Annotated in this window: 18 protein-coding genes; 5 read left to right on the forward strand and 13 right to left on the reverse strand. The window is 67.9% G+C overall.

The genetic code is table 11. The features are described 5' to 3' along the window. The first annotated feature begins 2 nt into the window (after window positions 1-2). Window positions 3-230 carry an RNA-binding S4 domain-containing protein gene (locus JWS14_RS20120; RefSeq protein WP_005263380.1) on the forward strand — a complete coding sequence of 76 codons (228 nt, stop codon included), beginning with the start codon at window positions 3-5 and terminating at the stop codon, window positions 228-230. 155 nt (window positions 231-385) lie between these two features. On the opposite strand, the gene rraA is transcribed toward JWS14_RS20120, so the two are convergent. Next, on the reverse strand, window positions 386-856 hold the full coding sequence (gene rraA / locus JWS14_RS20125) for a ribonuclease E activity regulator RraA (RefSeq protein WP_005563989.1): 471 nt from the start codon (window positions 854-856) through the stop codon (window positions 386-388). 41 nt (window positions 857-897) lie between these two features. Between rraA and JWS14_RS20130 the strand changes: the two genes are divergently transcribed. Beyond that, entirely contained in the window at window positions 898-1,743 is an 846-nt protein-coding gene (locus JWS14_RS20130; protein ID WP_206014167.1) for an SDR family oxidoreductase, read from the forward strand. Between the two features lie 36 nt (window positions 1,744-1,779). Then, window positions 1,780-2,460, forward strand: a complete 681-nt coding sequence (locus tag JWS14_RS20135; protein WP_072942833.1) for a TetR/AcrR family transcriptional regulator — start codon at window positions 1,780-1,782, stop codon at window positions 2,458-2,460. 30 nt (window positions 2,461-2,490) lie between these two features. On the opposite strand, the gene JWS14_RS20140 is transcribed toward JWS14_RS20135, so the two are convergent. Next, window positions 2,491-2,889 (reverse strand): hypothetical protein, encoded by a 399-nt coding sequence (locus tag JWS14_RS20140; protein WP_095865487.1) that lies wholly within the window; start codon window positions 2,887-2,889, stop codon window positions 2,491-2,493. A gap of 116 nt (window positions 2,890-3,005) precedes the next feature. Further along, complete coding sequence (locus JWS14_RS20145) at window positions 3,006-3,929, reverse strand: oxygenase MpaB family protein (RefSeq protein ID WP_095865488.1); 924 nt, start codon at window positions 3,927-3,929, stop codon at window positions 3,006-3,008. 115 nt (window positions 3,930-4,044) lie between these two features. On the opposite strand from JWS14_RS20145, the gene JWS14_RS20150 reads away from it, so the two are divergent. Next, a complete protein-coding gene (locus JWS14_RS20150) occupies window positions 4,045-4,950 on the forward strand; it encodes an IclR family transcriptional regulator (protein WP_072942838.1) in 906 nt (301 codons plus the stop codon). A gap of 39 nt (window positions 4,951-4,989) precedes the next feature. Here JWS14_RS20150 and JWS14_RS20155 read toward each other — a convergent pair whose 3' ends face one another. The 7 genes from JWS14_RS20155 to JWS14_RS20185 form a co-directional block, all read right to left on the reverse strand. Then, entirely contained in the window at window positions 4,990-6,768 is a 1,779-nt protein-coding gene (locus JWS14_RS20155; RefSeq protein WP_206014168.1) for an acetyl/propionyl/methylcrotonyl-CoA carboxylase subunit alpha, read from the reverse strand. A gap of 26 nt (window positions 6,769-6,794) precedes the next feature. Continuing rightward, entirely contained in the window at window positions 6,795-7,094 is a 300-nt protein-coding gene (locus JWS14_RS20160; protein WP_095865490.1) for an acyl-CoA carboxylase subunit epsilon, read from the reverse strand. Further along, a complete protein-coding gene (locus JWS14_RS20165; protein WP_095865491.1) occupies window positions 7,091-8,713 on the reverse strand; it encodes an acyl-CoA carboxylase subunit beta in 1,623 nt (540 codons plus the stop codon). Before JWS14_RS20165 ends, JWS14_RS20160 begins: the two co-directional genes overlap by 4 nt. Window positions 8,714-8,881: 168 nt before the next feature. Next, entirely contained in the window at window positions 8,882-9,271 is a 390-nt protein-coding gene (locus JWS14_RS20170) for a DUF5313 family protein (protein ID WP_072943834.1), read from the reverse strand. 16 nt (window positions 9,272-9,287) lie between these two features. Further along, on the reverse strand, window positions 9,288-10,049 hold the full coding sequence (locus JWS14_RS20175) for a MerR family transcriptional regulator (RefSeq protein WP_206014169.1): 762 nt from the start codon (window positions 10,047-10,049) through the stop codon (window positions 9,288-9,290). A 39-nt stretch (window positions 10,050-10,088) separates the two neighbouring features. Beyond that, window positions 10,089-11,939 carry an AMP-dependent synthetase/ligase gene (locus JWS14_RS20180; protein WP_206014170.1) on the reverse strand — a complete coding sequence of 617 codons (1,851 nt, stop codon included), beginning with the start codon at window positions 11,937-11,939 and terminating at the stop codon, window positions 10,089-10,091. A 50-nt stretch (window positions 11,940-11,989) separates the two neighbouring features. Then, window positions 11,990-13,300, reverse strand: a complete 1,311-nt coding sequence (locus tag JWS14_RS20185; protein ID WP_072943829.1) for an MFS transporter — start codon at window positions 13,298-13,300, stop codon at window positions 11,990-11,992. Window positions 13,301-13,371: 71 nt separating this feature from the next. Here JWS14_RS20185 and JWS14_RS20190 point away from each other — a divergent pair, with 71 nt between their 5' ends. Continuing rightward, window positions 13,372-14,346, forward strand: coding sequence for a GlxA family transcriptional regulator (locus JWS14_RS20190; RefSeq protein WP_206014171.1), 975 nt, complete (start codon window positions 13,372-13,374; stop codon window positions 14,344-14,346). Window positions 14,347-14,351: 5 nt separating this feature from the next. On the opposite strand, the gene JWS14_RS20195 is transcribed toward JWS14_RS20190, so the two are convergent. From JWS14_RS20195 to ppk2, 3 genes are read right to left on the reverse strand one after another with little or no spacing between them, the layout of a single operon-like run. Continuing rightward, window positions 14,352-16,067: a SulP family inorganic anion transporter gene (locus JWS14_RS20195; protein WP_206014172.1), complete on the reverse strand. Its 1,716-nt coding sequence runs from the start codon at window positions 16,065-16,067 to the stop codon at window positions 14,352-14,354. A 10-nt stretch (window positions 16,068-16,077) separates the two neighbouring features. Beyond that, window positions 16,078-18,831 (reverse strand): cation-translocating P-type ATPase, encoded by a 2,754-nt coding sequence (locus tag JWS14_RS20200; RefSeq protein WP_206014173.1) that lies wholly within the window; start codon window positions 18,829-18,831, stop codon window positions 16,078-16,080. A gap of 28 nt (window positions 18,832-18,859) precedes the next feature. Then, window positions 18,860-19,699: a polyphosphate kinase 2 gene (ppk2, locus tag JWS14_RS20205; protein WP_072943826.1), complete on the reverse strand. Its 840-nt coding sequence runs from the start codon at window positions 19,697-19,699 to the stop codon at window positions 18,860-18,862.

The following is a 19,699-nucleotide window of genomic DNA, read 5'->3' on the forward strand; positions in this document are numbered from 1 at the left end:
GCATGTCCGACATTCACGACGCCGTGCCGATCCGCGACGAATCCATACGTCTCGGCCAATTCCTGAAGCTCGCCAACCTCATCGAGTCGGGGGCCGAGGCGAAGGAAGTGATCGCCGACGGACTCGTGTCGGTGAACGGTGAGGTCGAGGTGCGGCGGGGTCGGCAGTTGCGGGACGGGGACGTCGTGGAGATCGGTGGGATGACGGCTCGGGTGAGTTCTCAGTCCTGACGGATCGCGGTCGAGAACCGCTGCAGGAACAGTGCCTCGGCGACGGAACCCGACGCGAGACAGGCACATTCGAGCGCGTCGGGGCCGGTCCGGCACGCCTCGCGGCGGGTCGGTCCCGATGGGGACCGATCCCGCCGCTCAGGTTCCCGGCGGGATCAGCGGACGACGACGCCGTCCTGATCGCTGTACACGGTCTCGCCGGGGTTGAACGTCACGCCGCCGATCTCGATCGGGACATTCTTCTCACCGGAGCCGGTCTGGGTGCTCTTGCGGGGGTTGGTGCCGAGTGCCTTGACGCCGATGTCCAGGGTCTTCAGGATCGCCGAGTCGCGGACCGCGCCGTTGACGATCACGCCGGCCCAGCCGTTGTCGACGCCGCGGCCGGCGATGATGTCGCCGACCAGGGCGGTGTGGATGCTGGCGTCGCCGTCGACCACGAGGACGCCGCCGTTGCCGGGCTCGCCGAGGGTCTGCTTGACCAGCAGGTTGTCCTGGAAGCATTTGATGGTGGTGATGGGGCCGGAGAACACTTCACGGCCGCCGAACTGGATGAACTGCGTGTCGCAGCTCCGGATGTCGGGTCCGATCTCGTCTGCCAGGTCAGCGGTTGCCACGGGTTCAGTCATACGCGCCAGGATAGAGGGCCGGCGCTGGAAGAATTCGGGCCATGACCATCGCAGTGACAGGAGCCACCGGGTCCATCGGCGGCAAGGTGCTCGAGCGGCTCGGCGGCGGCGCCGGTGTGCGGCTGATCGGGCGGAACGCGCAGCGGCTGGGGCCACTGGCCGAGCATTTCGACTCCGGGTTCGCCCTGGCCACCTACGCCGACGGTCCGGCGATGACGGCCGCGCTGGACGGCGTCCGGTTGCTGTTCCTCGTCTCGGGTCACGAGAGCGCGACCCGGCGCGAAGAGCACCGCACCACCGTGGACGCGGCCCGTGCCGCCGGGGTGGAGCGGATCGTCTACCTGTCGTTTCTGGGTGCGGCGCCCGAGTGCACGTTCACGTTCGGCCGCGACCACTACTTCACAGAGCAGCACATCCGGGAGAGCGGCCTGAAGTTCACGTTCCTGCAGGACAGCTGGTATCAGTCGATGATCCCGCTGATGGCCGACGATCAGGGAGTCATCCGGGGACCCGCCGGGGACGGCCGGGTGAGCGCGGTGGCTCCCGACGACGTCGCCGACGCCGTGACGGCCGTCCTCACCACCGGTAACGGCGACCACGACGGCGTCACCTACCGACTGACGGGACCGGACGCGTTCACCCTCACCGAGGCCGCGGAGACGATCACGAGGGTGACCGGACGTTCGGTGCGTTTCGAGAACGAGACCCTGGAGGAGGCGTACGCGTCCCGGGCCCACTACGGGGCGCCGGAATTCGAGGTCGCAGGGTGGGTGACCTCGTACGCAGCGATCGCGGCCGGCGAGTTGGCGGTGGTGACGGGCGACGTCGAGGCGCTCACCGGGCGCCCGCCGCGGACCTTCGCCGACTACCTTTACAGCTACACTTGACCCGTCCTGGCATAGCGAGCGGTAGATAGGTCTTTGATGGTCAGCTCATCCAAGGGTGCGACGCCGCCCATCGAGGTCGGCAACGCGGCAGACTGGCGCCGCCTCGAACCCACGAAGTTGACGCCGATCCTCAGCGCCTCCCTCGACGCGTTCTACGAACACGGCTTCCACGGCACCTCGGTGCGCGACATCGCCCGCCGAGTCGGTGTCACGGTACCCGCTCTCTACTACCACCACGAGAACAAGGAAGCTGTTCTCCTCGCGCTTCTCGAGCTGTCCACCAGCGACGTCCTCGAGCGGGCCCACGCCGCGAGCGCCGACGGCGGCGACGATCCGGTGCAACGGCTCGCCAATGTCATCGAGGCGATCGTGCTGCGGATGACCATGAGGTCCCGGCTGGCGGCACTCGAGAGCGAGGTCCGGTACCTCAGCCCGGAGAACCGGCAGCGGTACCGCACCGTCCGCAAGGGTGTGGAGGAGCTGGTCCTCGAGATCGTCAAGGAAGGCAAGAAGCGGGAGCTGTTCGACGTTGCGGATGCCGCGGAGACGACGCGGGCGCTTCTCGGTATGTGCCAGTCGATTCCGCGCTGGTATCACGCCGAGGGCAAGCTGACCCCGGACGCCGTGGCCCGCAAGTATGTCGAGATCGCCATGAAGACGGTCGGCTCCACCGAGCTTCCCGTCAAGCCGAAGAAGAGGCGCACCGCCGACGTCTGACCGGCGGTGCGCCCCGGCAGGGTGCGGTCGTCAGCTCCCCAGACCCGATGACGCGACGACGTCGAACTGCGCGGTCGTGTCGGTCGGCTCGCCGTTCGGTGGGGCGAACGTGAAGACGGCGGTGTAGCGGCCGGCCTCGTGGGTCCGGATCGCGGCCGTCCCGGCGCCCAGGGTGAGGGGGATCGACCGCGCGGTCACGTCGCCGGAGGGGTCGGTGAGTTCCAGCTCGACCGGGGTGGATCCGTCCGTCCCCGTCGGGGTGGGGGTGACCAGCGCGCCGAGCGTCACCAGATTGTTGGCGCGGACGGTGCCGATCGGCGGAATGACGGTGATCTGGTAGGTGGTGGCGGCGGTTGCCGTGGGGGCCAGAGCGAGTGAGGCCGCTCCTGCCAGTGCGGCAATGGTCAGGGTCCCTCGCGAGAAGTTCACAAAATCCCTTCCTGTCGACGGTCGCTACGCGCAGCCACGTTACGGCAGAACCGGGAGTTACCCATCCCCATTCGCCGTGTGTCCGAGAATAGTTCGAACACACGGTTTTACGTCGATCAGGCGTCCAAAGCGGTTCGGGATGCGGTGTTTTCCGGCGCGACCGTACCGTTGGTGTGCTGCACGGGGCAGGTTCGGGGGAAGGTGCCCAGTTTCTCCACTTCGTACCCGTTCGGGTAGCTGCGAATATTGGGCAGGTCGCGAGCGAACTTGGGCACGGTGCGCACGGGATAGAACCGGACGAGCCGGGCGCGGGCCTTCAGCGCACCCCGGGACAGCGTCCGCGCGAGGCGGGACGGCCGACGGTAGGCGAACGCGTCGAGAAGCGGATCGTCCATCAGGGCCCAGGAGAACCGTTTGATCAGGGCGGCGGGTGCGAGATTGTTCGGGGGGAACGTGCAGAGGAGGTCGAGCGTGGAGTCGGCGACGGCGCGGCCGCCCGAGTCGAAGAGGAAGTGTTCCCGCTCGTAGTCGTCCAGGAACTTCTCGAACGCCTCGAAGGTCTCGGGAATCTCCTTGATGCCCATGTACTTGCCGAGCGCACGGTAGTAGTTGGTGGTACCGACGATCTCGTTGCGGGTGAGCTTCCGCCAGCCGAAGTCCTCGATCCAGCGCTCCGGGATCACCACGAACGTCGACAGGACGTACCGCATGTCGTCGTTGGAGATGTCGTAGGAGCCGTGCATCTGGTTCATCCGTCGGATGCCGGCGCGGCCGGGGTCGCTGGTGAGGCCGTTTTCGAGGACCGCGTCGAGGATCAGGCCGGTGTCGTCGTAGCGTTTCTGCACGCGTTCGGTGAATTCGCCGGTCTCGAACAGCAGCCTGCCGATGGTGGGCACCGCGTATGTCCGGAACAGCGCGAAGCTGAGGGCTTGGTTGATGTCCCAGGGAAATTCCTGCGTTGCGAGAATCCGGGCGATCTCTTCGTACTGCGTCTCGGGGTCGAGGCGGTCGGTCCGGCGACGTAGGTCGAAGCGTTTCATGAGTTTCACTTCCTGCAGCGGCTGTGACAGATGGCCAGGCAATTTAGCGATCGTTCAGATGGCTCGACTGTATCCCCTGTCACAGTGCGACACCAGAGTGGCATTATGCAAACACATGGCACGAAATTCACCCCAGACCGACCGCATCGTGATGCTGACGGAACTCCTCGCCGACGAGCCGGAGACGCCCCGGAGCCTCGCCGACATCGCCCGGCACCTCGGCGTCGCGAAGGCCACCTGCTATCCGATGGTCGTCGCACTGACCGAGGCCGGCTGGCTGATTCGGCACCCCACCCGCAAGACCTACCGACTCGGTCCCGCGCTGATCCCGGTCGGGCGGGCAGCGGAGGCAGCCACGGACGTCGTCGATCTCGCGCGGTCGGTGATGCACGAACTGGCCGACGCGTCCGACATGGCGTCCATCGCGTTCGTGCAATCGGGAAGCGACGTGGTGGTGGCGGAGGTGGTGCAACCGGTCGGCGGGCGCCGGGGAACCCTCGGGTTGCGCCTCGGCGACAAGGTGCTGCTGGTGCCGCCGATCGGTTCGGGGATCGCGGCCTGGTATCCGCAGGAGCAGCGCGACGAGTGGTATGCCCTCGGCGGGCAGAGCCTGGGTGTCGACGTGGACGTGCTGCGCGCGACGTACGAGCCGGCTCTCGCGCTCGTTCGGGAGCGCGGATACGCGATGGAATGCATGCAGCAGCAACAGCATTCGCTGGCGGACGCGGTGTCGGAACTGCGCGGTCGCGGAGTGGGAGGGCACCGCTCGACCGTCGCGCTGCGGGAGGCGCGCAAACTGCTGTCGGCGGATGCGGTGGTCGGTGACATCGACCCGGAGGGCAGCTACCAGCCGCTGTCGATCAACGCGGCGGCGTTCGACCGCGACGGCGAACCGGCGGTCGTGCTGTGCGTCGCCGATGCGTCCCGGCCGATGTCGGGGGTGCGCACGGCGGAAATCGGTGAACTGGTCCGCGACGCCGCGGCCCGGGTGACGACCGCCATGCACGGCCGCCACCCGTGAGTACTTGTTAACCGCGGGCGGTTAACAAGTACTCACGAGCTACTTGAGCTCGGCGAGGACGGTGCCCTGGGTGATGGCGGAGCCGGGTTCGACGGCGAGGCCGGTGACGGTGCCGGCCTTGTGGGCGTTGACGGGGTTTTCCATTTTCATGGCCTCGAGGACGGCGATGAGGTCGCCCTCTTCGACTTGCTGTCCTTCTTCGACGGCGACCTTGACGACGGTGCCCTGCATGGGGGCGGTGACGGCGTCACCGGATGCGGCGCCGCCGGCGGCGCCGCCGCGGGTGCGGGCCTTGGGCTTCTTACGGGCCGCCCCGGCCGGGGCGCCGCCGGTGCCGAGGGTGAACTGGCCGGGCAGCGACACCTCGACGCGGCGGCCGCCGACCTCGACGACGACGTTCTGCCGGGGCAGGGTGTCCTCGTCGTCGAGCGGGGCTGCGCCGGTGAAGGGTTCGATCTGGTTGTCCCATTCGGTTTCGATCCACTTGGTGTAGACGTCGAATGAGGTGCCGTCGCCGATGAAGGCGGGGTCGGAGACGATGGCCCGGTGGAACGGGATGACGGTGGCCAGGCCTTCGACCTGGAATTCGGCGAGGGCGCGGCGGGCCCGGGCCAACGCCTCGTCGCGGGTGGCGCCGGTGACGATCAGCTTGGCGAGCATGGAGTCGAACTGGCCGCCGATCACCGATCCGGTTTCGACGCCGGAGTCCATCCGGACGCCGGGGCCGGTGGGGGGCACGAACTTGGTGACCGGTCCGGGGGCGGGCAGGAAGCCGCGGCCGGCGTCCTCACCGTTGATGCGGAACTCGAAGGCGTGGCCGCGGGGGGTGGGGTCCTCGAGGATGTCGAGCTGGTCGCCGTTGGCGATCTTGAACTGCTGCAGCACCAGGTCGATGCCGGCGGTTTCCTCGGTGACGGGGTGTTCGACCTGCAGGCGGGTGTTGACCTCGAGGAAGGAGACGGTGTCGCCCTGGACGAGGTATTCGACGGTGCCGGCGCCGTAGTAGCCGGCCTCCTTGCAGATGGCCTTGGCGGAGCTGTGGATGCGGTTGCGTTGGTCGTCGGTGAGGAACGGGGCGGGGGCCTCCTCGACGAGTTTCTGGAAGCGGCGCTGCAGGGAGCAGTCGCGGGTGCCGGCGACGATGACGTTGCCGTGCTGGTCGGCGATGACCTGCGCTTCGACGTGCCGGGCCTTGTCCAGATACTGTTCGACGAAGCATTCGCCGCGGCCGAACGCGGCGACGGCCTCGCGGGTGGCGGAGTCGAACAGTTCGGGGATTTCCTCGATGGTGTGCGCGACCTTCATGCCGCGGCCGCCGCCGCCGAAGGCGGCCTTGATGGCGACGGGGACGCCGTATTCCTTCGCGAAGGCGACGACCTCGTCGGCGTTTTTGACGGGGTCCTTGGTGCCGGCGGCCATCGGGGCCTTCGCCTTTTCGGCGATGTGGCGGGCGGTGACCTTGTCGCCGAGGTCGCGGATCGATTGTGGGGAGGGGCCGATCCAGATCAGGCCGGCGTCGATCACGGCCTGGGCGAAGTCGGCGTTTTCGGAGAGGAAGCCGTAGCCGGGGTGGATGGCGTCGGCACCGGACTTGGCGGCGGCGTCCAAAATTTTGTCGAACACCAGGTAGGACTCGGCGGAGGTCTGTCCGCCGAGGGCGAAGGCTTCGTCGGCCAGGCGCACGAACGGGGCGTCGGCGTCGGGTTCGGCGTAGACGGCGACGCTGGCCAGGCCGGCATCGGCGGCGGCCCGGATCACCCGCACTGCGATCTCACCGCGGTTCGCGACGAGCACCTTGGAAATACGTGCACTACTCATCGAAATGTCTTCCCTTTTCTACAGTTTCAGTAGCCTGCGTTGACCAGGACGGCAGCGGCGGCTACTTGCCGGCGCAGAATGAGGGCGGGGGTGCCCCACGAATCGTCATCGGACGCGGGCGTTTCCGCCGCGGAACCGGACGAGGCGATCGCAGCGAACACTGCGAGCACCGCGGCGATGTCCGTGTCGCTCGGGTTGCCCGAGAACGTCACGGCCGGCGCCGCCGGCGGCTCTTCGGCGATGCCGGAGCCCAGCGCGATCTCGTCGAGCACCTCGTCGACCGCCAGTTCCGCGGTCAAGGTGCCGAATGATTCGCCGCCGCTCATAGCGGGATGTTCCCATGCTTCTTGGGCGGGAGGGTGACCATTTTGCGTTCGAGCAGGCGCAGGGCGGCCACGATCTGCCCGCGGGTGTGGGACGGGGGGATGACGGCGTCGACGTAGCCGCGTTCGGCGGCGACGTACGGGTTGACGAGGGTGTCCTCGTACTCCTGTTGCAGTTGCAGGCGCAGCGCATCGACGTCGTCACCGTTCTTGGCGGCCTCGAGCAGGCGTTTGCGGTAGACGAACCCGACGGCGCCGGAGGCGCCCATCACGGCGATCTGGGCGGTGGGCCAGGCCAGGTTGACGTCGGCGCCCATGTGCTTGGAGCCCATCACGTCGTAGGCGCCGCCGTAGGCCTTGCGGGTGATGACGGTGATCTTGCCGACGGTGGCCTCGCCGTAGGCGTAGAGCAGTTTGGCGCCGCGGCGGATGATGCCGTTGTATTCCTGGTCGGTGCCGGGCAGGAAGCCGGGGACGTCGACGAGGGTGATGATCGGGACGTTGAACGCGTCGCAGGTGCGCACGAAGCGGGCGGCTTTTTCGGAGGCGTCGATGTCGAGGCAGCCGGCGAAGACGGTGGGCTGGTTCGCGACGATGCCGACGGAGCGGCCGTCGACGCGGCCGAAGCCGACGACGATGTTGCCGGCGCGTTCGGCCTGGACCTCGAGGAATTCGTCGTCGTCGAGGATGCGGCGGATGACCTCGTGCATGTCGTAGGGCTGGTTCGCCGAGTCCGGGATCAGGGTGTCGAGTTCGAGGTCCTCGGCGGTGAGGGAGTCCTCGATGGCGCCGGTGATCGGGTCGGTGGGCAGCATCCGGGGGGCGGCGGCCTGATTGTTCGACGGCAGGTAGGAGAGGAGGTCCTTGACGTAGTCGAGGGCGTCCTGTTCGCCGGAGGCGACGTAGTGGGCGACGCCGGACTTGACCATGTGGGTGTGCGCGCCACCGAGGTCTTCCATGGTGACGTCTTCGCCGGTGACGGTCTTGATGACGTCGGGGCCGGTGACGAACATCTGGGAGGTCTGGTCGACCATGACGACGAAGTCGGTCAGGGCGGGGGAGTAGACGTGGCCGCCGGCGGCGGGGCCCATGATCAGGGAGATCTGGGGGATGACGCCGGAGGCCTGGACGTTGCGGTGGAAGATTTCGCCGTAGAGGCCGAGGGAGACGACGCCTTCCTGGATGCGGGCGCCGGCGCCTTCGTTGATGCCGATCAGGGGGCGCCCGGTTTTGAGGGCGAGGTCCATGACCTTGACGATTTTTTCGCCGTAGATTTCGCCGAGGGAGCCGCCGAAGACGGTGGCGTCCTGGGAGAACACGCAGACGTCGCGGCCGTCGACGGTGCCGTAGCCGGTGACGACGCCGTCGCCGACGGGGCGGTTGTCGGCGAGGCCGAAGTTCACCGAGCGGTGGCGGGCGAGGGCGTCGAGTTCGACGAAGGAGCCCTCGTCGAGCAGGGCGGTGATGCGTTCGCGGGCGGTGAGCTTGCCCTTGGCGTGGACCTTGTCGACCGCGGCTTCACCGCTCGGGTGCTGCGCCTCGGCCTGACGATTACGCAGGTCGGCGAGCTTTCCCGCCGTCGTGTGAATATCGGGCGTGACCGCCGAATCTGTGACTGTCATCTATGACTGCTCTTCCCGTCGAGGCTGTCGGAACCTGCGCTGAACCCTGTGGGGTACGCGGTTCGTGGGAGTACCCACTCGGACGCCGCCACTTTAACGCATTACTTATCGATCGTTCACGTGCGCTGCATCACTCTCGACGAGAGGGTGTGATGCGTCACGCTGCTGCTACCGGTCCTCGGTGCGGCCGTGGCGGCGTTCGTAGTCCTCGCGTGTGCGGTCGGCGCGGCGCTGCGCTTTCTCGCCGACGAGGTCCGGATCGAGGCCGTGGCTGAGCAGACGGTGGCGACGGTAGATGTTCATCAGCGCGACCGCAAAGTAGAGCAGCGGGAGCAGCAGCAGGGCCATCATCGCCAGCGGAATCCAGATCGGACCGGGGATGAGGAGGAACAACGCCAGCACCGCCGCGACGGGAAGCATGAAACGGAGGACGTACCGCACCGAGGCGCCCGGCCCGACGAGGTCGTTGCGGACCCAGTCCTGCATCGAATCCGGCAGCGTCCGACCGAACAGATACCCGACGTACTGACTGGGACTGGGACGCTGCGAATCGGACATGCATTTCAGGATAGTGCTACTGCTTTTCCGCATTCGCGACGATGACGTCCCGCACGTACTGCGCCAGGCCCGGGGCGACGTCGTCGTAGTGCCTGCGGAAGCGGTCGTCGGCGAGGTACATCTCGGCGAGGTTCACCTGCATCGCGTGATCGCAGTCGTAGAACCGCTCGATGCCGGCGCGGTGCTGCTCGGCGAGTGCGTTGGCCCGATCGGATCCGGGTTCGACGCCGTCGGTCATCGCCTGTGCGAGTGCGGCTTCGACCGCGTCGCCCTCGGCCTTGATGCGTTTCCAGTCGTCCTTGCTCATCTTCGCGGTGCGCTTCTGGGACTGCTTCCACGCGTCTGTGTCGCCCCACCGCTCCTCGGCCTCGGCCGCGTACTCCTCGCCCGGCCAGTTGTCGCCGAAGATGTCGTTCTGCTCTTCGGGGGTGAGTTGAATGCCCATGCTTTTCGCCTCCATCATCTTCTCCACGGCTGCAGCCATCTCGTGTAAGCGATCGATCCGTTCGCTCAGCAACGCGTGCTGTCGCTGTAGATGCGCGAGGGCATCGACGTCCGGGTCGTCGAGGAGGGCTGCGATCTCCTCGAGGGGGAATCCCAGTTCGCGGTACGTCAGTACGCGGTGCAGACGTTCCACGTCGGCGTCCGAATAGCTGCGGTACCCACCGGGGGTGCGGTCGGACGGGGTCACCAGGCCGATCTCGTCGTAGTGGTGCAGGGTGCGCACACTCACTCCGACCAGTCTGGCGACCACGCCGACCGTGTGTTTCTCGCTCACGTCCTCTACCGTGCAGCCTTACGTCGCGTGAGGGTCAACTCAGGTGTAGAGATTTTCCAGTTCGCCGGAGAAGTTGGTCATCACGACCTTGCGCTTGAGTTTCATGCTCGGGGTGATCTCGCCGTTCTCGACGGTGAGTTCCCGTTCGAGGATGCGGAACTTCTTGATCTGTTCCCACCGGTTCAGTCCCGCGTTGAGTTCCTCGACGTAGCCGCCGATCAGGTTGCGGGTCTCCTGGGCGTTGGCGATCTCGGCGAGAGATTTGCCGCCCAGGTTGTTGTTCTTCGCCCATTCTTCGATCGATTCGGCGTCGAGGGAGATCAGGGCGACGCAGTACGACTTCCCTTCGCCGTCGACGATGAGTTCACCGACGTAGGGGCAGATGCCCTTGAACGTGGCCGCCAGCGCGGACGGTGCGACGTATTTGCCGTTGGACGTCTTGAACATGTCCTTCTTGCGGTCGGTGATCCGCAGGTAGCCCTTGTCGTCGAGTTCGCCGATGTCGCCGGTGTGGAACCAGCCCTCGTCGGTGAGCGCTTCGGCTGTGGCTTCGGGGTTCTCGTGGTACCCGCTCATGACGCCCGGACCCTTGATGAGGATTTCGCCGTCGTCGGCGATCCGGGTCTCGGTGCCCGGGATGGGCCAGCCAACGGTGCCGAACTGGTACGCCGACGGGCGGTTGACGAACGAGGCGGCACTGGTCTCGGACAGTCCGTACCCTTCGAGGACGACGATGCCGACGGCGTCGAACCATTGCGCGACATCACGATTGAGTGCCGCGGATCCGGAGATGAAGAACTTCAGGCGTCCGCCGAAGCGTTCGCGAATCGTGCTGTACACCAGCCGATCCGCGACGGCGTGCTGCACCGAGTCGAGCAGCGACGGGCCCTTGCCGGCCTGCTTCGCCTTCGACACCCGCAGGCCGACGCCGATGGCCCAGTCGAAGATCTTCTCCTTCGGCCCGCCCTCCGCTCGGACGGTGGAGACGATCCGCGCGTACGCCTTCTCGAAGATGCGGGGGGCGGCGCCCATGAACGTGGGTTGGACGACCGCGAGGTTCTCGACGATCTTGTCGACGCGACCGTCGACCGCCGTCGCGAAACCGATCTGCAGCGGCAGCGTGAGCAGGACCTTTCCGAACACGTGGGACAGCGGGAGCCAGAGGTATTGCAGGTCGTCGGCGTCGAGGATGCCGGTGGCGTCGATCGCTGCGGCCTCGTACGTCCACGCGGAGTGCGACAGTCGCACACCCTTCGGCCTGCCGGTGGTGCCCGACGTGTAGATCAGGGTGGCGAGGTCGTCGGGGTCGATCGCCTCGATCCGGTCGTGCACGGCGTCGGGTGTCTCGGCCAGCAGTTCTTCGCCGAGGTCGTGTAGCTGGTCGAACGTGATGACCCAGTCGTCGTCTCCGGGGGTGCCGTCGATCAGGACGACCTTCTCGACGTCGCCGAGTTCGCTGCGGTTCTCGCGCAGCTTGGCGAGCTGCGCGTCGTCCTCGGCGAAGACGACGCGGCTGCCGGAGTTGGCGACGATGTAGGCGACGTCGGCGGCCGTGGTGGTGGGATACACGGTGGTGGTGGCCGCGCCTGCGCACATCACGGCCAGGTCGGCGAGCACCCATTCGTAGCGGGTGGCGGAGGCCAGCGCGACGCGCTGTTCGGCCTGCACACCGAGGACGATGAGACCGGCCGCGAGGTTGCGCACCCGGTCGCCCGCCTCGGACCAGGTGACGCTGGCCCACATGGTCGGGTCGTCCGGGTCGACGTATCGGAACGCTTCGCGACCGGGCGAGTGGGCCACCCGATCCACGAACAGTGCGGCTACCGACGGAGCCCGATTCTCGATCTTGGAGCGGTCAATGACTTCGTCCGACGCGCGCTGAGCTGCCATGTACCGATCTTAGGAACCGGGAGCGTTCCGGGGAGTGGTTTCGGCGCAGGTCAGCCGATCCCGGACGCCACCGTGCGGGGTTTCGCGACGATGGCCAGAGACATCACGGCCGCGATCGCGCACAGCCCGCCCGCGACGTAGAACGCGGCGTCGTAGCCGCCGAACTGGTCGCGCACCAGTCCCGCGAGGAACGCCACCAGGCCGGCGCCGATCTGGTGGGACGCCAGCACCCAGCCGAACACGATGGGGGCGTCGCCGCCGAAGTGTTTGCGGCACAGCGCGACGGTCGGGGGCACGGTCGCCACCCAGTCGAGGCCGTAGAAGATGACGAACGCGATCATCGGCGGGTGCACGGTGTTCGCGAACAGGATCGGCAGCAGCATCAGCGAGATCCCGCGCAGCACGTAGTAGATGCCGAGGAGCTTGCGTGAATCGAACCGATCGGTGAACCAGCCCGACGCGATGGTGCCGATCACGTCGAAGATCCCGATCACCGCCAGCAGGGTCGCCGCCGCCGTCACCGGCATGCCGTGGTCGTGCGCGGCCGGGACGAAGTGGGTGCCGACGAGTCCGTTGGTGCTGGCCCCGCAGATCGCGAACGTGCCGGCCAGCAACCAGAACACCCGGGTCCGCGCCGCCGACAGCAGCACCGTCACGGCCCGGCCAGCGGCGCCGCCGCGACCGGTCGGGGCGGGTGGTTCCGCGACGTAGTCGGGCCCGGCGCCGTACGGGACCGTCCCGACGTCCGACGGCCGGTTGCGCAGGAACACGAGCACCAGCGGCACGACGGCGAGGGCGGCGAACGACACCGTCAGCGCCACGGTCTGCCAGTTGTAGTGCTCGGCGACCATCGCGAGGATCGGCAGGAACACCAGCTGTCCGGCGGCGCTGCCCGCGGTGAGGATGCCGGTGACGAGGCCGCGGCGGGCGACGAACCAGCGGTCGACGACGGTGGCGACGAAGGCGAGCGCCATCGAGCCGGTACCGAGACCGACGAGCACACCCCACAGCAGTACGAGTTGCCAGGTGGCGGTCATGAAGACGGTCAGTCCGCTGCCGGCGGACACCAGGACCAGCGCGGCGGTGACCACCCGGCGCATGCCGAAGCGTTCCATGAGCGCCGCCGCGAACGGCGACGTCAGCCCGTAGAGCACCAGGTTGATCGACACGGCGGACGAGATGCTCGCCCGTGACCAGCCGAAGTCCTCGTGCAGGGGGTCGATCAGGATCGAGGGCGCCGCCCGGAAGCTGGCGGCTCCCACGAGGGCGAGGAATGCGACGGCCGCGACGAGCCAGGCGTAGTGCAGGCGCGGCGGGGCCGTCTGGGCAGGAGGTGCCGGGGGCGCGATGTCGGACGTCACGACGGTAAGTCTGCGGGACGGCGCCGCGCCGGAACAGTTGCCGGAATGACAACATGTGAAAGAATCTGGCCATGGTCGTTCGTCATCGTGTGGTCGTGCTCGCCCTGGACGGTGTGATCCCGTTCGAACTCGGCATCCCGTCGCGGGTCTTCGGGCGGGCGCACGACGCCGACGGGAATCTGCTGTACGACGTGCAGACGTGCACGGCCGACGGACGGCCGGTGCGCTCGGACGCCGACTTCTCGGTGTCCGTCAACCACGGCTCGGAGTTGCTGGCCGAGGCCGACACGGTCGTGATCCCCGCGTCGTACGAACTCGGCCCGGCGTACGACGAAGGCCGTCTGCCCGCCGACCTCGCGCGGGCGCTCGCGTACGTCCGGCCCGGCACGCGGTACGTCTCGATCTGCACCGGTTCGTACATCCTCGCCGCGGCGGGGTTGCTCGACGGCCTGCGCGCCACCACCCACTGGCGCAACACCGAGCACTTCCAGCGCACGTATCCGCAGGTCCGGGTCGACCCCGACGTGCTGTTCGTCGACGAGGGCCACATCCTCACCTCGGCGGGCGTCGCCGCCGGACTGGACCTCTGCCTGCACATCGTGCGCCGCGACCACGGGTCGGACGTCGCCAACCGGGTGGCGCGCCGATGCGTCGTCCCACCGTGGCGCGACGGCGGGCAGGCCCAGTACATCGAGCGGCCGATCCCGGAGACCACGTCGGAGTCCACCGCGGCGACCCGCGAGTGGGCGCTGCATCGCCTCGGCGAACCGCTGGCGCTGAACCGGTTGGCGGCGCACGCGAACATGAGCGTCCGCACGTTCACCCGGCGCTTCGGCGAGGAGGTCGGCACCACCCCGAACCGCTGGCTGACCACCCGCCGGGTCGACCGTGCGCGCCAACTCCTGGAGACCACCGACCTGTCCGTCGACGTCATCGCCCGTGAGGTCGGGTTCGGAACCGGCACCTCCCTGCGGCAGCACATGGGTGCGGTGCTGGGGGTTCCGCCGTCGGCGTATCGCAGAACCTTTCGAGGCCGGGCCGTCTGAGCGAGTCAGTCTTCGGCCGGATCCCCGGCGCTTTCGGCCCGGTCGCGGAATGCCTCCACCGCGGAGTCGATGGTCGGGTAGAAGTGCGTGGCGTCGAACCTGTCGCCCACCCCGAACCGGATGAGCCGATCCTTGATCGGGCCCTTCATCTCCGCGAACGCCAGCTGAATTCCCTTGCCTTCGAGGTAGGTGTCGAGGTCGACGAGTTCGTCGACGGCGGTGGTGTCGAGTCCGGTGATCGGCTCGGCGGCGATCACGACCCACTCGACCGGGGTCGGCGCCTCCGCCACCACCGAACGCACGTACTCGTCGAAGATCTCACCGTTCGCGAAGAACAGGGGGGCGTCGAAGCGCACCAGCACCAGTCCGGGGATGCGGTCCCCGCCGGGGTGGCGCTCGACGTCGTGGAAGCCCGGCCGGTCCGCCGTCCGGACGAGTTCGGTGCGGTACGGCTGCCAGGCCTGCGCGACCACGGCGACGAAGGACAGCCCGATCGCGACGAGGATGCCCTGCAGCACACCGACCAGGGCGACCCCGAGGAACGCGGCGACGGCGAGCCCGAATTCCACGCTGCTCATCCGCCACATGCGGACCATGCCGTCCACGTCCACCAGCGCCGTGGCCGCGACGATCACCACGGCGCCCAGCGTCGCGTCGGGGAGGTAGGCGGTGACACCGGGGGCGACGAGGACGAAGACCAGCACCGCGACGGCGCCGACGACACACGCCAATTGCGTGCGGGCGCCACTCTGTTCGGCCACCGGCGTGCGGGACCCGCTGGCCGAGATCGGGAAGCCGCCGAACAGCCCGCCCGCGATGTTGGCGACGCCGACCGCCTTCATCTCGGTGCTGCCGTTCACATCTTCGCCGCGCCGGGCGGCGAACGTGCGCGAGAGCACGCCCGTGTCGGCGAACGCGATCAGGGCGATTCCGGCGGCCGGTCCGACGAGTTGTCCCACGTCGCCCCAGTCGACGCCGCCGAACGACGGCAGCGGCAGGCCCGCGGGGAGGGCGCCGACCATCCCGATGTCGTCGGTCAGCCCGAGCGCGGCCGACAGGATCATCGCCCCGACCACCGCCACCAGAACGCCCGGGATGCGGGGAATCCAGATGCGGAACGCCACGATGACGGCGAGGGAGCCGAGACCCACCGCGGCGGCGACGGGGTCGATGTCGCCCCCGAACACCGCCTTTCCGATCCCGCCGATCTCCCCGATGAGTCCGGACGCGTCGACGTCGAACCCGAGCAGTTTGGGTAACTGGCCGACGACGACGATCAACGCGATCGCATTCAGGTACCCGAGCCGGATGGGTTTCGACAGCAGTTCGGTCACGAAGCCGAGATGCAGGAACCCGCCGACCAGGAGGATGAGGCCCATGAGGACGCCCAGGATGCCTGCGAGGGCCAGGGCGCTCTCCGGATCGTCGGTGACGGCGAGGGGCAGGACCGCCGCGGCGATGAGCGGCGCGAGCGACGAATCAGGTCCGAGAACAAGGATTTTCGACGGTCCGACCACCGCGTACGCGAGGAGAGGGACGATGGTGGCGTACAGCCCGGCGTAGGCGGGCAACCCGGCGGCCTCCGCGTATCCCATCCCGGCGGGGATGAGGAGCGCGGTGAGGACGAGTCCGGCGGTGATGTCAGGTCGCAGCCACTCGCGGCGGTACGCCCGTGCCGTCACGATCCCGGGCAACTGCGCGAGGCCTCCTGTCAAGGACATGGTGCCGGCCTCAGCGCGCACGTTGCGGGTCGACCGCGGCTGCCGCGGAGATCGGAGTGACCGGACGCGCGTGCCGCCTGCGGCGGAGAGCCTTCTCCGCCTCCACGACCACCGGGATGATCAGCGACCACCCGAGGCAGGCGAGCCACTGCCCACCGGTCAGCGACGTGGTCATGAGGAGGTCCTGGAGGAAGCCGATCTCGACCGCGAACACGGTGACGACGACCGGGATCGACAGGATCTTCAGTGCGCCGAGGATCGGTGCGGTGAGGCCCGATTCCGGGTCGCGCCGCATGACGAGTCCGGCGAGAATCGACCCGAGCGACAGCACCACGAATGCCGTCGTCATCGGAACGCTCGCCTCGGTCGTGCTCATGTCGCCCGGTGCGAGCAGCATCGCGGCGAGGGTGACGGCGAACTGCAGGATGCCGTACGCCAGCCACTGCCCGAACGCCGTCTTGTTGGCGATCGGCGTGTGCTGGTCGCGGGGCGGCTTGTTCATCAGGTCCGGCGGCGCCGGATCGAGCATGATGACCGCGACGGGGAACAGCGTGATGAAGAAGTGCTGGAACAACACCATGAGCGGGGTGAGCGCGACCCCGTCGTTGATGTCGAAGATACTCGCCACGAGGAACAGCAGAACCAGCGAGAACAGTTTCGACATCTGGTACCGGATGTACGACACGATCTTTTCGTAGATGTTGCGGCCCAGTCGGATCGCGGTGATCAGGGTTCCGAAGTTGTCGTCGGTGAGCACCATCTTGCCCGCCTGTTTCGTCACCTCGCTGCCCGAACCCATGGCGACGCCGATGTCGGCCTTCTTCAGTGCGGCGGCGTCGTTGACGGCGTCGCCGGTCATCGCCACCACCGCACCGCTCCGCTGCATGATGTCGGCGAGACGGAGCTTGTCCTGTGGGGTCACGCGGCCGAACACGTGCAGGCGCGGGAGGGCCGCAGTGAGGTCCTCGTCCGTCATGGCCTGGAGTTCGGGACCGCCGATCGCGCCGGGGCCGAGGCCGAGTTCGGCACCGATCGCCGACGCCGTGATCGCGTGGTCGCCGGTGATCATGCGGACCTCGATACCTGCTGCGTGGGCGGTGCGCACGGCGTCGATCGCCTCCGGCCGCAGCGGGTCGATGATGCCGACCATCCCGACGAACGTGAGGTCCTCGACGAACGACATGGGGTCGGCCGCCGCGGCGTCCTCCTGCCCGTCGAGCCTGCGGGCGGCGAACGCCAGCACGCGGAGACCCTTCTCGGACAACTCCCGGTTTGCCGCGGTCAGTTCGTCCCGGACCTGGTCGAGTGGCACCGCGTGCCTGCCCGGCAGGAAGGCGGTGGCGCAGCGGGCGAGGACCACGTCGGGGCCGCCCTTGACGAGTTCGACGAACTGGGTGCTGCCGTCGACCTGGAGGTGGTGGAACGTCGCCATGAACTTGTACGCGGAGTCGAACGGCACTTCCGCGATGCGGGGATACGTGCGCCGGGTGAGCGGAGCGTCGACGCCGATCTTGGCCGCGAGCACGACCAGCGCGGCCTCCGTCGGATCGCCGACGACGTCACCGGTGTCGGAGACGGTGGCGTCGCTGTCGAGGCACAGCCCGTAGGCGAGCAGGGTGAAGTCGGGGGCGGCCTCGCCTGCGGTCTGGGTGATCCGGCCCGTCTTGCTGTATCCCTCGCCGTCGACGGTGTACCACCGGCCGTGGAAGTACAGTGACCGGACGGTCATCTGGTTCATCGTCAGCGTGCCGGTCTTGTCCGAGTTGATCGCGCTGGTGGCGCCGAGGGTCTCGACGTCGGTGAGGTTCTTCACGACGGCTTTCGCCTCGGCCAGTTGACGGGCACCGAAGGCCAGCATCGCCTGCACGAACGTGGGCAGGCCGGTCGGGATCGCGGACACTCCCATGGAGATGCCCAGCAGCAGCACCGTCGTCAGGCTCTGTCCGCGGATCACCCCGAGGATCACGATGAGCGCGACCGCCGTCCACGCGATGATGCCGAGCACCTTGGTGAGCGAATTCAGTTCGCGCTGAAGCGGAGACTTGCTCGGCGCGACGGCCGACAGCATCGACGCGATCTGGCCCATCTGGGTGTTCATTCCGGTTTCGGTGACCACCATGGTCGCGGTGCCCCGGGTGACCGACGTGTTCTGGAAGACCATGTTGCTGCGGTCGCCGAGGGGCACGTCGGCGGCGCCGAGGGTCTGGGTGTCCTTCGGGACGGGTGCGCTCTCACCCGTCAGTGCCGCCTCCTGGGTCTCGAGGGTCGCCGACGTGAGCAATCGGCCGTCGGCGGGGACGACGTCGCCGGCCTCGAGTTGCACGATGTCGCCCGGTACGAGGCCGGTGGCGGCGAGTTGCAGGAGAGTCCCGTCCCGGGTCACCCGCACCTGCGGTGTCTGCATCTTCGCGAGCGCGTCGACGCTGGCGCGCGCCTTCAGTTCCTGCCGCGTGCCCAGCACGACGTTGAGCACGACGAGTGCCGCGACGATGATCGCGGTCGAGACCTCGCCGATGACGACGCTGACGATCGCCACAGCGACCAGCATCAGGTTCATCAGATCCTTCAGCTGTTGCAGCGCGATCGCCCACGCGGACGGGCCCGGCTCCGAGGCGATCTCGTTGGGACCGTGCCGTCGGCGCCGTTCGTCCACCTCTCCGGCCGTCAGGCCTGATTGCCGATCGGATGCTGTCGCGGCGACGACGGCATCGGCGTCCTGGGCGTACCAGGCCGTGTGCGTCTGCGCGGATTCCGTCGAGACCATGACCGCTCGTCCTTTCCGGCTCGGATCCTCAGTACGGGGTGGGGATCCAGTGCAGGGGTTGCCCCGGTTCCTGATAGCCCTCCGCCTTCTGCCGCTTCGGCAGGGTGAGGTCGGGGCGGTCCAGCGGCTCGTACGGGACCTGGCTCAGCAAGTGGCTGATGACGTTGAGCCGTCCGCGTTTCTTGTCGTCGTTGATCGCGACGTACCACGGCGCCCAGCCGGTGTCGGTGAGATGGAACATCTCGTCCCGCGCGCGGGAGTAGTCGTACCAGCGGCTGTACGACTTCAGGTCGAGCTCCGACAGCTTCCAGTACTTCCGGGGGTCGTCCATCCGGCTCTGCAGGCGCATCGTCTGCTGTTCCTCGCTCACTTCCAGCCAGTACTTGAGCAGGATGACTCCCGAGTCGACGATCGAGCGTTCGACCGTCGGGATCAGTTGGAGGAAGTGCTCCGTTTCTTCCTCGGTGCAGAAGCCGAGCACCCGTTCGACCCCCGCGCGGTTGTACCAACTTCGGTCGAAGATGACGACCTCTCCGCCGGCGGGCAGGTGCGGCAGGTACCGCTGCACATACATCTGCGACTTCTCGCGCTCGGTGGGGGCCGGCAGCGCGACCACCCGGAACACCCGCGGGCTCACCCGTTCGGTGATCGCCTTGATGACGCCGCCCTTGCCCGCGGTGTCACGGCCCTCGAAGACGACGCACACCTTCGCGCCGGATGACTTCACCCACTCCTGCAGCGCGACGAGTTCGGCATGGAGGGGTTTCAGGAGTCGCCGGTACTCCTTGTTCTTCATCGGTGCGGACGGCTCGGCGCCGTCGGGCCGGGACAGCTCGGCCCCGGCCCTGTCCTTGCTCTTCTTTCCCAC

Source organism: Rhodococcus koreensis (genome assembly GCF_017068375.1).
GTDB lineage: Bacteria > Actinomycetota > Actinomycetes > Mycobacteriales > Mycobacteriaceae > Rhodococcus_F > Rhodococcus_F koreensis.